This is a genomic window from Microbacterium aquilitoris, assembly GCF_031932285.1.
Taxonomy (GTDB): Bacteria; Actinomycetota; Actinomycetes; order Actinomycetales; family Microbacteriaceae; genus Microbacterium; species Microbacterium aquilitoris.
Map to the genome: position 1 here is coordinate 1,122,943 of NZ_JAUZVT010000002.1, position 14,567 is coordinate 1,137,509.

A 14,567-nucleotide genomic window follows, 5' to 3' on the forward strand; every position below is an offset into this window, starting at 1 on the left:
GCGCCCCTCGGCGGCGACCTCCTGCAAGAGTCAGACGCCCGCCAGTTCGCCCTCGTGGGTGCGGCTGCGGATCGCCCGGTTCACGGCCGACACGATCGCCTTCAGGCTCGCGGTCGAGATGTCGCCGTCGATGCCGACGCCCCACAGGCGCTGATCCTCCACCTGCAGCTCGACGTACGCGGCCGCGTGGGCGTCGCCGCCGGCACCGAGCGTGTGCTCGACGTAGTCGTAGAGCGAGATCTCGAAACCGCGCTCGCCGAGGACCTTCAGGAACGCCGCGATCGGACCGTTCCCCGCCCCGGCCGCCGCGACATGCTCGTCGCCGTCGCGGAGGGTGACGTCGAGCGTGACATCACCGGACATGTCGCTCTGGGTGCGCGTGGACAGGAGCTCGAAGCGGCCCCACTTGTCGTCGGCCGCGCGGGCGGGCAGGTACTCGTCCGAGAAGATCGACCAGATCTGACCGCTGGAGACCTCGCCGCCCTCGGCATCCGTCTTCGCCTGGACGACGCCGGAGAACTCGATCTGGAGCTTGCGCGGCAGGTCGAGGGAGTGGTCCGTCTTCAGCAGGTAGGCGACGCCGCCCTTGCCGGACTGCGAGTTGACGCGGATGACGGCCTCGTAGGACCGTCCCAGGTCCTTCGGGTCGATGGGCAGGTACGGGACCGCCCACTCGATCTCGTCGACCGAAACGCCCGCGGCCTTCGCACGGGCCTCCATCGCCTCGAAGCCCTTCTTGATGGCGTCCTGGTGCGACCCGCTGAAGGCGGTGAAGACCAGATCGCCGGCCCAGGGGCTGCGCTCGGGGACGGGCAGCTGGTTGCAGTACTCCGCGGTCCGCTTGACGTGGTCGATGTCGCTGAAGTCGATCTGAGGGTCGATCCCCTGCGTCAGCAGGTTGATCCCCAGGGCGACCAGGTCGACGTTGCCGGTGCGCTCGCCGTTGCCGAACAGGCAGCCCTCGATGCGGTCCGCGCCGGCCATGTAGCCGAGCTCCGCCGCGGCGATCGCGGTGCCGCGGTCGTTGTGCGGGTGCAGCGACAGGATGACGTTCTCGCGGTGCGCCAGGTGACGGCTCATCCACTCGATCGAGTCGGCGTACACGTTCGGCGTCGCCATCTCGACCGTCGCCGGCAGGTTGATGATGACCTTGCGGTCGGGGGTGGGCTCGAACACCTCGATCACCTGGTTGCAGACGTCGACGGCGAACTCGAGCTCGGTGCCCGTGTAGCTCTCGGGCGAGTACTCGTAGTAGACGGCCGTCTCGGGGATCGTCTTCTCGTACTGGCGGCACAGGCGCGCACCCTCGAGAGCGATGTCGATGATGCCCTGCTGGTCGGTGCGGAACACGACCTCGCGCTGCAGAACGCTCGTGGAGTTGTAGAGGTGCACGATGGCCTGCTTCGCGCCGGCGATCGACTCGTACGTGCGCTTGATGAGGTGCTCGCGGGCCTGCGTCAGCACCTGGATCGTGACGTCCTCGGGGATGACGTCGTCCTCGATGAGCTGGCGGACGAAGTCGAAGTCCGTCTGGCTCGCGGAGGGGAAGCCGACCTCGATCTCCTTGTAGCCCATCTTCACGAGCAGTTCGAACATGACGCGCTTGCGCTCGGGGCTCATCGGGTCGATGAGGGCCTGGTTGCCGTCGCGCAGGTCGACGGCGCACCAGCGGGGCGCGACCTCGATGCGGTTGCCCGGCCACGTGCGGTCGGGCAGGTCTACACGGATCTGCTCGTGGTACGGGCGGTACTTGTGGATCGGGGCGCCCGAGGGCTTCTGGTGGTTTCGCATGATGGGGCTTCTTCTCTCGTCACTGGTGCGGACCCACGACAACCTCCGCGACGAGTTGGTCCTAGATCGAGGACTCGTCGCGGCGACGAAGAAGGAGGCCGCAGAAGCGCATACCGACACGTTACACCCCGCTCGCGCCGCTCGACATTCTGAGACGGATGCCGCGGACCTGACACTCTCCGGGCATGATGCACCGTCGCTCCCTCGCCGTCCTCGTCGCCGGCGCCGCCCTCCTGCTCACCTCCTGCGCCGCCGCGGCCGATGCGGGTGGCTCGGCAGCACCCCCGGGATCGGCGCTCGCCGCGCTCACACCGGAGAACCCCACCGGCGAGGTGTGGGGCCAGGGAACGATCCTCGACGACGGCTCGGCGGTCGAGCTGTGTCTCGGGGCGGTTGCGGAATCCGCACCGCCGCAGTGCAGCGGCATCCCCGTCACCGGATGGTCCTGGGACGGCAAGCTGGATGCGACATCGACGGGCGGGTCGACGTGGGGAGCCTACGCAGTCTGGGGCTCGTACGACGGCACGACGTTCACCCTGACACGAACGCCGGTGCCGCTCGCCCTGTTCGATGCGATGCCGGCGCCCGATCCCACCGAGGGGAGGACCGGATCAGCCACCGCGGAGGACATCGCAACGATCGAGAAGATCGTCCCCGATGCGATCGGCAGCGCCATGCTGGGGATGCACGACCAGGACGGCTGGGTGTACGTCGATGTGATCTGGGACGACGGCACGTGGCAGAAGGCGGCCGACCAGGACTTCGGGACCGTCAAGGTGATCATCCGCTCCGCGCTCAGATCCGTCGACTGAGCCACGCTGCCGCTACGGCAGCAGCGCGAGCTTGCCGCCGGGGTGCCCCTCCATGAGGAAGCGCGCCGCCTGGACCGCGTCGGCGAACGGGAAGGTGCGGGCGACGGGCACCTCGAGCAGTCCGCGCCGCGCGAGGTCGACGAGCTCGCCGCGGACGGCGTCGCGGAACGCAGCGCTGGCGGGCAGCATCCCGCCGATCGCCACGATGCCCTCCGACTCGAGGTCGCGACGGACGATCGTGATGATGCGCGTCCTGTCCTCGACGAGCGCGAGCGAGGCCTCGATCGCCTCGTCGGTGCCCACGCCGTCGAGCGATGCGACGAAGGACGCGCCCGCCGCGGCATCCTTCGCCCGCTGGACGAGGCCCGGTCCGTAGGTGATCGGGATGCCGCCGTAGCGCCGGACGACGTCGGCGTTCCGCTCGCCGGCGGTCCCGACGACGCGGACGCCCCGGACGGCTGCCTGCTGCAGGAAGCTCACTCCGACCGCGCCGGAGGCGGCGTGGAACAGAACCGTGTCGCCGCTCCGCGCACCGCTCAACTCGAGCAGCTCGGCGGCGGTCGCACCGGCCAGGAACAGGTTCGCTGCTTCGGGATGGGCGAGGGTCGACGGCTTGGCGAAGACCTTCTCGGCGGGAACGGTCAGCTCGGTGGCATACCCGCCGCTCAGGCGGAACGCGAGCGCCTCGTCGCCGACCGTCGCCGCGCCCGAGCCGATCTGCGTTCCGGCACCGAGCGCGGTGATCTCACCGGACACCTCGTACCCGATCGGGAAAGGGAACGTCGCATCGGGACGCGTGGGGTACTTCACATCAGCCGGGTTCATCCCGACCGCACGCACCCGGATCGTCACCTCTCCAGGACCGGGCGCCCGGACGTCGACCTCTCGCAGCTCCCAGTCCGAGAGTCCTTCCGGACCGGTCGCGAACCATGCCTGTGCCATGCGTGTGCCCTTCCGTGATGACCCGGCGTCGCGGGTCAGAATCCGAGGCGCCCGAGCTGCTTCGGGTCGCGCTGCCATTCCTTCGCCACGCGTACCCGGAGCGACAGGAACACGCGTCCGCCGACCAGCGGCTCGATGCCGGCGCGTGAGCGCGCACCGACGTCCTTCAGCCGCGAGCCGCCGCGACCGATGATGATCGCCTTCTGGCTGTCGCGCTCGACCACGATGTTCGCGTAGACGTCGGTGAGGTCGCTGTCCTCGCGGGCAGCGATGTCCTCGACGGTCACGGCGATCGAGTGCGGCAGTTCGTCGCGCACACCGTCGAGCGCCGCCTCGCGGATGATCTCGGCGATCCGGTCCTCGAGACTCTCGTCGGTGACCATCCCCTCCGGATAGAGCGGCGGTCCCTTCGGCATGAGCTTCAGGAGTTCGTCGGCGAGGACGTCGAGCTGGTCGTCCGTCACCGCGGACAGCGGGATGACGGCGTCCCAATCCTCGCGGAGCGCGTCGACCTCCATGAGCCGCTCGGTGATCTCCTCGCGCGACGCGATGTCGACCTTCGTGACGATCGCGACCTTCTTCGCCCGGCCGTAGCCGTCGAGGGATGCCGCGATACGCCGGTCGCCCGGGCCGACCTTCTCGGTGGCCGGCACGAGGAACCCGATCGCGTCGACGTCGCCGAGCACCTGCTCGACGAGGTCGTTGAGTCGCTGCCCGAGAAGAGTCCGCGGCTTGTGGATGCCGGGGGTGTCGACGATCACGAGCTGACCGCCGGGGCGGTTCAGGATGCCGCGGATCGCCTTGCGCGTGGTCTGCGGCTTGTCGCTGGTGATCGCGACCTTCTCGCCGACGAGGGCGTTGGTCAGGGTCGACTTGCCGACATTGGGACGTCCGACGAACGTCACGAAACCGGAACGGCTGCTCACGGTCACTCCGATCCCCGCGCGACGCGGATCTCTGCGGTGGAAGGGGATACGGGTTCGGCGGCCGGTGGGTCGGCGCGCTCGACGAAGACGGTCGCGAGGCCGCGGCCCCGGCCGAGGGAGGTGCCGCCGGTGAGGAAGAGCCCGCTGTGCTCGACGCGGACGCCGGGGACGGGGACGCTGCCGAGCGCCTTGCCGAAGAGTCCGCCGATCGAGTCGACGTCGTCGTCCTCGAGTTCGATCCCGAACAGGTCGCCGACCTCGTCGAGGGCCAGGCGGGTGCTCACGCGGAATCGACCGCCGCCGAGGTCCGAGACCTCGCTCGTGCGCAGGTCGTACTCGTCGGCGATCTCGCCCACCAGCTCCTCGATGAGGTCCTCGAGCGTCACGAGTCCCGACACTCCGCCGTACTCGTCGACGACGAGGCAGACGTGCACGGCTTCGCGCTTCATCTGCTGCAGCAGACTCTCGGCACGCATCGACTCCGGCACGAAGACGGCGGGCCGGGCGATCTGCGCGACCGGGACGCCCCGCCACGCCGTCTCGTCGCGGTAGGCGAACTGGACGAGGTCCTTGAGGTACACGACGCCCGTGATGTCGTCGGCCTCGCCGTCGGCTATCGGGATGCGGGAGACGCCCTTGTCGAGGAAGAGCGTCATCGCCTCCTGTGTCGTGGCCGCGGCATCCATGGTCACCATGTCGGTGCGGGGCACCATGACGGCGCGCACGAAACGGTCGGTGAAGTCGAAGACGGAGTGGATGAGGTCGCGGTCGTCGGCCTCGATGAGGTCCTGCGACGCGGCCTCATCGACCATGCTCAGCAGCTGCTCCTCCGACGCGAAGGACGCCCCACGGTGGATGCCGGGGGTCAGGCGGTCGCCGAGGAGGACCAGCAGGTGCGCCAACGGGCCGAGGACGATGCGCGCCCCGCGGATGAGCCCGGCGCACGCCTTCAAGAACCCCTTCGAATGCTGACGCCCCACGGCCCGCGGCGATGCGCCCACGAGGACGAACGAGGCGATGGTCATCACGACGACTGCGGCGAGCATCGCCCACCAGATGTTGTCGAAGACGAGGGTGAACGCCACTGTGACGATGACGGCGGCAGCGGTCTCGATGAGGATGCGGATGAAGACGACGGCCGTCCGGTGCGCGTCCGGGTCTGCGGCGATCCGGCGAAGACCTGCGCCGGATCGTGCCTCATCGGCGAGGTCGGCGAGGTCCGCGCGGGACGTCACATCGAGCGCCGCTTCGAGGGAGGCCATCAGCCCGCCGAGCGCGACGAGCAGCACAGCTCCGAGGAGCAGGAGGATCTCGGTCATGCGCGCCGGTGGCGCTCGCTCGAGTGGAACGCGCCGATGAGCTCCTTCTGAAGTCCGAACATCTCGCGCTCCTCCTCGGGCTCGGCGTGGTCGAACCCCAGCAGGTGGAGCAGGCCGTGCGTCGTGAGGAGGATGAGCTCGTCCATCGTGGTGTGCTTGGCCGCCTGGGCCTGGGTCTCGGCGACCTGGGGGCACAGCACGATGTCGCCGAGGAGTCCGGGAGGCGTCGGGGACTCCTCGGTTCCCGGGCGCAGCTCGTCCATCGGGAAGCTCAGGACATCGGTGGGGCCGGGCTCGTCCATCCACTGGACGTGCAGCGCCTCCATCGCCCCCTCGTCGACGAGGAGGATCGCCAGGTCGGCGTCGGGGCTGACGTGCAGCTCGGCGAAGTTGTTCTCGGTGAGGCGCAGCAGCACGGTCTCATCGACCTCGACGCCGGACTCGTTGGTGATCTCGATGGTCATGAACGTCCTCGCTTGGGCTGTCGGTCTCGGGGGCCGGCAGGGCGGAGCCCCGTCCGGCGCTCGGCGCGGTTCGCGAGTTCGCTCGCCTCGTCGCGCTCGCGTCGCGCCACGAGCTTCTCCTCGTCGTACGCGGTGTAGGCGTCGACGATCCGACCGACGAGCGTGTGGCGCACGACGTCGTCGCTCGTCAGACGCGAGAAGTGGATGTCATCGATGTCCTTGAGGACGCGGGTGACGAGTCGCAGCCCCGAGGCGCCCTGCGGCAGGTCGACCTGGGTGATGTCGCCGGTGACGACCATGCGCGTGCCGAACCCGAGGCGCGTGAGGAACATCTTCATCTGCTCGGGCGTCGTGTTCTGGGCCTCGTCGAGGACGACGAACGAGTCGTTGAGCGTGCGCCCGCGCATGTACGCGAGAGGGGCGACCTCGATCGTGCCCGACGCCATGAGCTTGGGAACGAGCTCGGGGTCCATCATCTCGTTCAGGGCGTCGTACAACGGGCGGAGGTAGGGGTCGATCTTGTCGGTCAGCGTGCCGGGGAGGAACCCGAGCCGCTCCCCCGCCTCGACGGCGGGACGGGTCAGGATGATGCGGCTGACCTCCTTGCGCTGCAGCGCCTGGACGGCCTTCGCCATCGCGAGGTAGGTCTTTCCGGTGCCGGCGGGGCCGATGCCGAAGACGATCGTGTTCTCCTCGATCGCGTCGACGTACTCCTTCTGGCCGCGCGTCTTGGGTCGGATGACCTTGCCGCGAGACGAGAGGATCGCTTCGCCGAGCACCTCGGACGGACGCATCCCGCTGTTCTCGCGGAGGATGCGGTTCGACTGCGTCACGTCGCTCGGGTCGAGGCCCTGGCCCGATCTCGCCATGCCGATCAGCTCGTCCACGAGCTCGTGGGCGCGCGCGACGGCGCCCTCGTCACCGGTCAGGGTGATCTCGTTGCCGCGGACGTGTACCTGCACGTCCGGGTGTTCGCGTTCCACGGTTCGCAGCAGACGGTCCTGCGGACCGAGCAGCTGCACCATGGCGACGCCGTCCGCGTATATGTGCGCGACGGTGGGTTCGGCGCTGTCAGCCACCGAGGCTCCCTTCCGTGAGCCCGCCGCCCAGCACGTGTGCATGGACGTGGAACACGGTCTGTCCGGCGTCGGGGCCGGTGTTGAACACGAGTCTGAAGTCGCCGCCGGCGTGTTCGGCGGCGACACTGTTCGCGAGGCCGACCAGCTCGGCCAGGAGGGCGGGGTCGCCCGCCGCGAGCTCGACCACGTCGCGGTAGTCCTCGGTCTTGGGGATCACGAGGAGATGGACGGGCGCCTGCGGGGCGATGTCGCGGATCGCGAACGCGTTGTCGGTCTCAGCGACGATCTCGGAGGGGATCTCACCCCGGAGGATGCGGGTGAACACCGATGGCTCGCTCATCCTCCCAGTCTACTCAGCGCCTTCGCGCGTCGGTCGGGTCCGGTTCACCAGCGGCCGAGGGCCGCATTGACGACGGCGAGGGCCGCCGGCCCCGCCGTCGAGGTGCGCAGCACGGTGTCGCCGAGCCGCACGAGCGTCGCACCCGCCGACTGCAGCAGGTCGAGTTCCTCGGGCGAGATGCCCCCTTCGGGTCCCACGACGAGGATCACGTCGCTCGCGTCGGCCGCGTCGATCTCGATGCGCGACAGCGCGACGGATGCCGTCGGCTCGAGCACCAGCATCCGTGCGTTCTGGGCGAGTGCCGCCAGTTGCCGCGTGGAGACCGGCTGGTGGAGTTCCGCCAGCCACGGCCGATGCGCCTGCTTCGCCGCCTCACGGGCGATCGTCTCCCAGCGTGCGACGCCCTTGGCGACCTTCGGACCCTCCCACCGCGAGACAGAGCGGGCCGCCTGCCACGGCATGATCGCGTCGACCCCGAGCTCCGTCGCCGCCTGGACGGCGAGCTCGTCGCGATCGCCCTTCGCGAGGGCCTGGACGAGGACGGTGCGCGGCGACGCCGCGGGAACCTCGGCGCGGGTGGAGACCTCGACCGAGACCTCTTTGGGCGCGGCGGCCGAGACCGTGCCGGTCAGCCACACGCCGCGGCCGTCACCCACCGTGACGTCCTCCCCCACCCGGATGCGACGGACGGCCGCGGCGTGGTGCGCCTCGGCCCCCGTCAGCCGGACGACATCGCCCGGGCCGGCGGCCCCGGCATCCTCGATCAGGAAGTGGAGGGCCACGATCAGCGCTTGAACTTGCCGCGGAGCTTGGAGAACAGACCCGGGTGGAACTCCGCCAGGTGAGGCGGGGCCGGACGCATCCGCTTCGCGAGCTCCTGCACGAGCGCCCGCGACTTCGGGTCGAGGTGCGAAGGCGTGACGACCTGCACGCCGATCCGGAGGTCGCCGCGCTGGTCGCCTCGGAGAGGCGTGATCCCCCGACCGCGGATGGTGAGCTCGTCGCCCGCCTGGACCCCGGAGCGGATGTCGAGGTCGACGGATCCGTCGAGGGATTCGATGGTCACACTCGTTCCCAGGATGGCATCGACCATCGAGACCTCGAGGGTGGCGAGCAGGTCGTCGCCGTCGCGGCTGAAGACGTCGTGCGGGGCGACGGTGACCTCGAGGTACAGGTCGCCGTTCGGGCCGCCGGCGGGACCGACCTCGCCGGACCCGGGGAGCTGGAGTCGAAGACCGGTCTCGACGCCGGCCGGGATGTCGATCGACACGGTGCGACGTGCACGCACACGGCCCTGGCCCTGACAGGTGGAGCAGGGGTACGGGATGGTCGTGCCGTAGCCCTGGCACGTGGTGCAGGGCTGCGAGGTGACGACGTTGCCGAGGAGGCTCCGGACCGTCCGCTGGATCTGGCCCGATCCGTGGCAGATGTCGCAGGTGACCGGCTGGGTGCCCGGCTGGCAGCACGAGCCCTGGCAGGTCTCGCAGAGGACCGCGGTGTCGACCTCGATGTCGCGGTGGACGCCGAAGACGACGTCGCCGAGGTCGAGGTCGACGCGTACGAGCGCATCCTGGCCCCGCTCGCGGCGTGACCGCGGACGGCCTGCGCGGGTTCCGCCGCCACCGCCGAAGAAGCTTTCGAAGATGTCGCTGAAACCGCCGAAGCCGGCACCTGCACCGGCTCCGCCGAAGCCGCCTCCGTCGCCGCCCATGTCGTAACGCTGGCGCTGGTCGGGGTCGCTCAACACGTCGTAGGCGTGCGTCACGAGCTTGAACTGCTCGGAGGCATCCTCCCCCGGGTTCACGTCCGGGTGCAGCTGGCGCGCCAGACGCCGGTAAGCCTTTTTGATCTCCTCAGGGCTCGCGTCGCGCGCGACACCCAGGACCTCGTAGTGGTCAGCCACAATCACCTCTCCGGCCCGCGGGCCGATTCGTTCAGCGCGACGTCTCGTCTTCTTCGAGCAACCGCGTCAGATAGTGCGCGACGGCGCGGACCGCCGCGAGATTCGTGGGGTAGTCCATGCGTGTGGGACCCAGCACGCCGACGCGGGCGTGGGACCCGCCGGCGTCGTAGTCGCCCGCGACGATGGATGCCTCGGACAGCCCGAACGGCTCGTTCTCGCGCCCGATGCTGGTCGCCAGCCCGCGGTCGTCGGCGACCATCTCCCCCATGAGCCGCAGCAGCGTCACCTGCTCCTCGATCGCCTCGAGGAGCGGGTAGATGCTGCCGCGGAAGTCGGATTCCCGGCGGGCGAGGGTCGCGGACCCCGCCATGACCATGCGGTCCTGGCGGAACTCGTCGAGCTCCTCGCCGATCGCGCGCAGCACGACGCGGCGGTTCTCCTCTCGCGGGACCGGCGTCTCGTCCTCGAGGATGCGCGCGATCGCCGCCGCGCCGTCTCGGACACTCTTGCCCGTGAGCAGCGACGCCATCGCGAGCTTGAGCTGCGCGGCCTCGTCGGCTGACGGCTCGGACGACAAGAGCACGACGCGCTGCGACACTCGGCCGGTGTCGGTCACGACGATGATGACGATCCGCGGCCCGCCGAGGTGCACGACCTCGACGTGCGAGACGTTCGCCCGCGCGAAGGACGGATACTGCACGATCGCGACCTGACCGGTCAGACGCGTCAGGGAGCGGACCGTCCGGACGAGCAGGTCGTCGAGGTCACCGGTGTCCTCGAGGAAGGCGCCGATCGCGGAGCGCTGCGCAGAGGTGAGGGGGCGGACGTCGGCGAGGTGGTCGACGAAGACGCGGTACCCCTTGTCGGTGGGTACACGGCCCGACGACGTGTGGGGCGCGGTGATCAGCTCTTCGTCTTCGAGGAGCGCCATGTCGTTGCGGATGGTCGCCGCGGAGACGCCGAACTGGTGACGGTCGACGATCGCTTTACTGCCGACCGGCTCGCGCGTGTCGACGTAGTCCTGGACGATCGCACGCAACACCTGAAGACCGCGTTCCGAGACCATCACCCCTCCTCCGCTGGCACTCTCGTTCTGGGAGTGCCAATTCTACCGCGCGAGAAGCGATCCGCTCGGATCACTCGGTGAGTGCGCGGACGACGGCGTCGGCCAGCAGCCGTCCGCGACGCGTCAGCACGATGCGTCCCCGCACGGCCGAGGCGCCGTCGACGAGTCCGTCGGCGATGAGGGATGCCACGTTCCGCCGCCCCGCGACGGTCGCCTCGTCGACCGCGACGCCGTCCACGATGCGCGAGCGCAGCAGGATGACCTCGAGGCGGCGGGCCTCGGCATCCGGTCGCTCCCGTCCCGCCGCCGGGGACTCCCCCAGCGCCAGGCGCTGCGCGTACGCGGCGGGGTGCTTGACGTTCCACCAGCGCAGCCCGCCGACGTGGCTGTGGGCACCGGGGCCGTAGCCCCACCAGTCCTGACCCCGCCAGTACGACAGGTTGTGGCGGGAGCGCTGGGCGGGAGTCGTCGACCAGTTCGAGACCTCGTACCAGCCGTAGCCGGCTGCCGCGAGCAGCTCGTCGGCGAGCTCGTACATGTCGGCCTGCAGATCGTCGTCGGGGGCGGGTACCTCGCCGCGGCGGATCTGACGCTCAAGCTTCGTTCCGTCCTCCACGATGAGCGCGTACGCCGAGATGTGATCAGGTGCGAGCGCGATCGCCGTCTCGAGCGAGGTGCGCCAGTCCTCGAGCGACTCCCCCGGCGCGCCGTAGATGAGATCGAGGCTGACCGCGAGCCCGGCCTTCCGCGCCGCCGCGACGGCCGTCGCGATGTTCGCGGGGTCGTGCGTGCGGTCGAGTGCCGCGAGGACGTGCGGCACGGACGACTGCATCCCGATCGAGAACCGTGTGACGCCGGCAGCGGCAAGGGTCTGCGCGACCTCATCGGTCAGCGTGTCGGGGTTCGCCTCGACCGTGACCTCGGCGCCGTCCGCGAGGCGGAAGGTTCCCCGGATGCCGTCGAGCATGCGCGCGAGGTCGCCCGGCGGAAGGAGCGTGGGGGTGCCACCGCCGAAGAACACGGTGCGGGCCGGACGCAGGGGTCCCTGTGCGGCGAGGACCTCACGGGACAGCGCGATCTCGTGGAGCACCTCGTCGGCGTACGCGTCCTGGCGTGCACCGCGCAGCTCGGTCGCGGTGTAGGTATTGAAGTCGCAGTACCCGCAGCGGACCCGGCAGAACGGCACGTGCAGGTACACGCCGAAGTCGACGGCGGGATCCACCGGCACGTCGTGCGGCAGCGCGCCGTCGGCGGGTGCGGGATCGCCGAGGGGAAGAGCAGAGCCCATCAGGAACCGGTGGCGTACATGGGCGACATCGCCTGCAGGTACCCCTGGAACAGCGCACGACGACGACGCTTCACGAGGGGACGCCACAGGCGGTAGAGCACGCCGGTCGGCTTGTCGAAGGCGCGGACCGTGAACCACACCTCGTCGTCGTCCCGCCACTCGAGCAGGAACGACTCCTCGCCGCTGACGACCGAGCCGCCGACGGTGCCGAGCGAGAACCCGACCCGCCGCGGCTCGTCGATCAGCGAGATGACGCGGAGCTCGGCATCCGCCCTCATCCCACCGACCCGGCCGTGGACGTGCGCGGTCGCGCCGGCGCCGACGAACGGCGTGCCGTCCGCATCGAAGCGCTGCTCATCGTCCAGCCTGCTCGGCTGGACGGCGTTGCCGTCGGCGTCGAACCCGACACCCGAGTACATGGGTCCGGATGCCGGGCGCACATCTTCGACGCGCAATCCCGCACCTCGCTGGGCACCCCACCCCAGGAGCTGCTCGGTCGAGGTGACGAAGCGGCTCTCGCCGCTGCCGAGACGCCACGACGCCTCCGCCGGGGTCGTACCCTTCGGCGGATAGCCCATGAGGTCGGGTGCCTGCGTGGCCCCGACGGCGGCGTAGTCGACGGTTCCTGCCTGGAAACTCCCGCGGCGCATCGTGTCAGCCTACTTCTTGTCCTTGCCCTCGACATCGCCCGAGAGGGCGGCGATGAACGCCTCCTGGGGGACCTCGACGCGGCCGACCATCTTCATGCGCTTCTTGCCCTCTTTCTGCTTCTCGAGCAGCTTGCGCTTACGACTGATGTCACCGCCGTAGCACTTGGCGAGGACGTCCTTGCGGATCGCGCTGATGTTCTCGCGGGCGATGATCCGGGCACCGATGGCGGCCTGGATCGGCACCTCGAACTGCTGGCGCGGGATGAGCTTGCGCAGACGCTCGGTCATCAGCGTGCCGTAGGCGTAAGCCTTCTCGCGGTGCACGATCGAGCTGAACGCGTCGACCTTCTCACCCTGCAGGAGGATGTCGACCTTCACGAGGTCGGCGGTCTGCGAGCCCGCCGGCTCGTAGTCGAGGCTCGCATATCCCTGCGTCTTCGACTTCAGGTGGTCGAAGAAGTCGAACACGATCTCGCCGAGCGGCATGTTGTAGCGGAGCTCGACGCGGTCCTCGCTGAGGTAGTCCATGCCGAGGAGCGTGCCGCGACGCGACTGGCAGAGCTCCATGACCGTGCCGACGTAGTCCTTCGGCAACAGGATGCCGACCTTGACCACCGGCTCGGACACCTCGGCGACGCGGCCGTCCGGGTACTCGGACGGGTTCGTCACCGTGACCGTCTCGTTGGTGTCGGTCGTGACCGTGTAGGTCACTGAGGGCGCCGTGGTGATGAGATCGAGGTCGAACTCCCGCGAGAGGCGCTCGGTGATGATCTCGAGGTGCAGCAGTCCGAGGAACCCGCAGCGGAAGCCGAAGCCGAGGGCCACGGAGGTCTCGGGCTCGTACTGCAGCGAGGCGTCAGAGAGCTTCAGCTTGTCGAGTGCCTCGCGGAGCACGGCGTAATCGCTGCCGTCGATCGGGTAGATCCCCGAGAACACCATCGGCTTCGGGTCGGTGTAGCCGGCAAGCGCGTCGGTCGCGGGCTTGCGGTGGTTCGTGATCGTGTCGCCGACCTTGGACTGGCGGACATCCTTCACGCCCGTGATCAGGTAGCCGACCTCGCCGACGCCCAGTCCCTTGGTGGGGACCGGCTCCGGGCTCGACACACCGATCTCGAGGAGGTCGTGGGCAGCGCGCGTCGACATCATCTGGATCCGCTCCCGCGGCTCGAGCTTGCCGTCGATCATGCGGACGTAGGTGACGACGCCGCGGTAGGCGTCGTAGACCGAGTCGAAGATCATGGCGCGGGCCGGCGCGTCGGCGTCGCCCTTCGGTGCCGGGATGCGCTCGACGATGCGGTCGAGCAGCTCCTCGACGCCGATGCCCGTCTTGCCGCTGACCTTGAGCACGTCCGCGGGGTCGCCGCCGATGAGGTTCGCGAGCTCAGCCGCGTACTTCTCCGGGTCGGCCGCGGGCAGGTCGATCTTGTTGAGGACCGGGATGATCTCGAGGTCGTTCTCGAGCGCCAGGTACAGGTTCGCGAGCGTCTGCGCTTCGATGCCCTGCGCCGCGTCGACGAGGAGGATCGCTCCCTCGCACGCCGCGAGCGACCGGCTGACCTCGTACGTGAAGTCGACGTGACCGGGGGTGTCGATCATGTTGAGCGCGAACGTGCCCGCATCGGTGGCCCACGGCATCCGGACCGCCTGGCTCTTGATCGTGATGCCGCGCTCGCGCTCGATGTCCATGCGATCGAGGTACTGGGCGCGCATGTCGCGGTCCGAGACCACGCCGGTGATCTGCAGCATGCGATCGGCCAGCGTGGACTTGCCGTGGTCGATGTGGGCGATGATGCAGAAGTTGCGAAGCTGCGCGGGCGGCGTGGCCGCGGGCTGCAGGGGCGTGAGTGCGCGGGGTGACATGACCAGGCGAGTCTACCGGCGACCGGCTGCGCAGCGTCCCGGCCGACCGGGCACAATAACCGCTCGTCTCGTCGACACGCCAGCGCACCGACGCATGAGAAAGAGTTAACCGATCTGACCCTTGCGA

Annotated in this window: 14 protein-coding genes; 1 reads left to right on the forward strand and 13 read right to left on the reverse strand. The window is 69.5% G+C overall.

Going from position 1 to position 14,567, the window contains the following annotated elements; translation table 11 throughout:
- Window positions 1-30: 30 nt before the first annotated feature.
- Window positions 31-1,791 carry a 2-isopropylmalate synthase gene (leuA, locus tag Q9S78_RS12340; protein WP_018186630.1) on the reverse strand — a complete coding sequence of 587 codons (1,761 nt, stop codon included), beginning with the start codon at window positions 1,789-1,791 and terminating at the stop codon, window positions 31-33.
- Between the two features lie 185 nt (window positions 1,792-1,976).
- Between leuA and Q9S78_RS12345 the strand changes: the two genes are divergently transcribed.
- Window positions 1,977-2,603 (forward strand): hypothetical protein, encoded by a 627-nt coding sequence (locus Q9S78_RS12345; RefSeq protein ID WP_311870468.1) that lies wholly within the window; start codon window positions 1,977-1,979, stop codon window positions 2,601-2,603.
- A 12-nt stretch (window positions 2,604-2,615) separates the two neighbouring features.
- Here Q9S78_RS12345 and Q9S78_RS12350 read toward each other — a convergent pair whose 3' ends face one another.
- The 12 genes from Q9S78_RS12350 to lepA all read right to left on the reverse strand — a co-directional run bounded on the left by Q9S78_RS12350 (window position 2,616) and on the right by lepA (window position 14,440).
- Complete coding sequence (locus tag Q9S78_RS12350) at window positions 2,616-3,545, reverse strand: quinone oxidoreductase family protein (RefSeq protein ID WP_311870470.1); 930 nt, start codon at window positions 3,543-3,545, stop codon at window positions 2,616-2,618.
- 35 nt (window positions 3,546-3,580) lie between these two features.
- The gene (era, locus tag Q9S78_RS12355; protein WP_018186627.1) at window positions 3,581-4,477 is read right to left on the reverse strand and encodes a GTPase Era; all 897 of its coding nucleotides are present in this window, start codon (window positions 4,475-4,477) and stop codon (window positions 3,581-3,583) included.
- A complete protein-coding gene (locus tag Q9S78_RS12360) occupies window positions 4,474-5,790 on the reverse strand; it encodes a hemolysin family protein (RefSeq protein WP_311870472.1) in 1,317 nt (438 codons plus the stop codon). The genes era and Q9S78_RS12360 overlap by 4 nt, the downstream gene beginning before the upstream one ends.
- On the reverse strand, window positions 5,787-6,254 hold the full coding sequence (gene ybeY, locus Q9S78_RS12365; protein ID WP_018186625.1) for an rRNA maturation RNase YbeY: 468 nt from the start codon (window positions 6,252-6,254) through the stop codon (window positions 5,787-5,789). The genes Q9S78_RS12360 and ybeY overlap by 4 nt, the downstream gene beginning before the upstream one ends.
- Entirely contained in the window at window positions 6,251-7,375 is a 1,125-nt protein-coding gene (locus tag Q9S78_RS12370) for a PhoH family protein (RefSeq protein WP_371130041.1), read from the reverse strand. The genes ybeY and Q9S78_RS12370 overlap by 4 nt, the downstream gene beginning before the upstream one ends.
- A complete protein-coding gene (locus Q9S78_RS12375; RefSeq protein ID WP_026302843.1) occupies window positions 7,326-7,673 on the reverse strand; it encodes a histidine triad nucleotide-binding protein in 348 nt (115 codons plus the stop codon). The genes Q9S78_RS12370 and Q9S78_RS12375 overlap by 50 nt, the downstream gene beginning before the upstream one ends.
- Before the next feature lie 44 nt (window positions 7,674-7,717).
- Window positions 7,718-8,455 (reverse strand): 16S rRNA (uracil(1498)-N(3))-methyltransferase, encoded by a 738-nt coding sequence (locus Q9S78_RS12380; RefSeq protein WP_018186622.1) that lies wholly within the window; start codon window positions 8,453-8,455, stop codon window positions 7,718-7,720.
- A gap of 2 nt (window positions 8,456-8,457) precedes the next feature.
- Window positions 8,458-9,576 carry a molecular chaperone DnaJ gene (gene dnaJ / locus Q9S78_RS12385; RefSeq protein ID WP_311870473.1) on the reverse strand — a complete coding sequence of 373 codons (1,119 nt, stop codon included), beginning with the start codon at window positions 9,574-9,576 and terminating at the stop codon, window positions 8,458-8,460.
- Window positions 9,577-9,607: 31 nt separating this feature from the next.
- The gene (gene hrcA / locus Q9S78_RS12390; protein ID WP_018186620.1) at window positions 9,608-10,642 is read right to left on the reverse strand and encodes a heat-inducible transcriptional repressor HrcA; all 1,035 of its coding nucleotides are present in this window, start codon (window positions 10,640-10,642) and stop codon (window positions 9,608-9,610) included.
- A 70-nt stretch (window positions 10,643-10,712) separates the two neighbouring features.
- Window positions 10,713-11,930: a radical SAM family heme chaperone HemW gene (gene hemW / locus Q9S78_RS12395; protein WP_311870475.1), complete on the reverse strand. Its 1,218-nt coding sequence runs from the start codon at window positions 11,928-11,930 to the stop codon at window positions 10,713-10,715.
- Window positions 11,930-12,580 (reverse strand): DUF1990 domain-containing protein, encoded by a 651-nt coding sequence (locus tag Q9S78_RS12400; RefSeq protein ID WP_311870477.1) that lies wholly within the window; start codon window positions 12,578-12,580, stop codon window positions 11,930-11,932. Before Q9S78_RS12400 ends, hemW begins: the two co-directional genes overlap by 1 nt.
- Before the next feature lie 9 nt (window positions 12,581-12,589).
- The gene (lepA, locus tag Q9S78_RS12405; RefSeq protein ID WP_018186617.1) at window positions 12,590-14,440 is read right to left on the reverse strand and encodes a translation elongation factor 4; all 1,851 of its coding nucleotides are present in this window, start codon (window positions 14,438-14,440) and stop codon (window positions 12,590-12,592) included.
- Window positions 14,441-14,567: the final 127 nt, after the last annotated feature.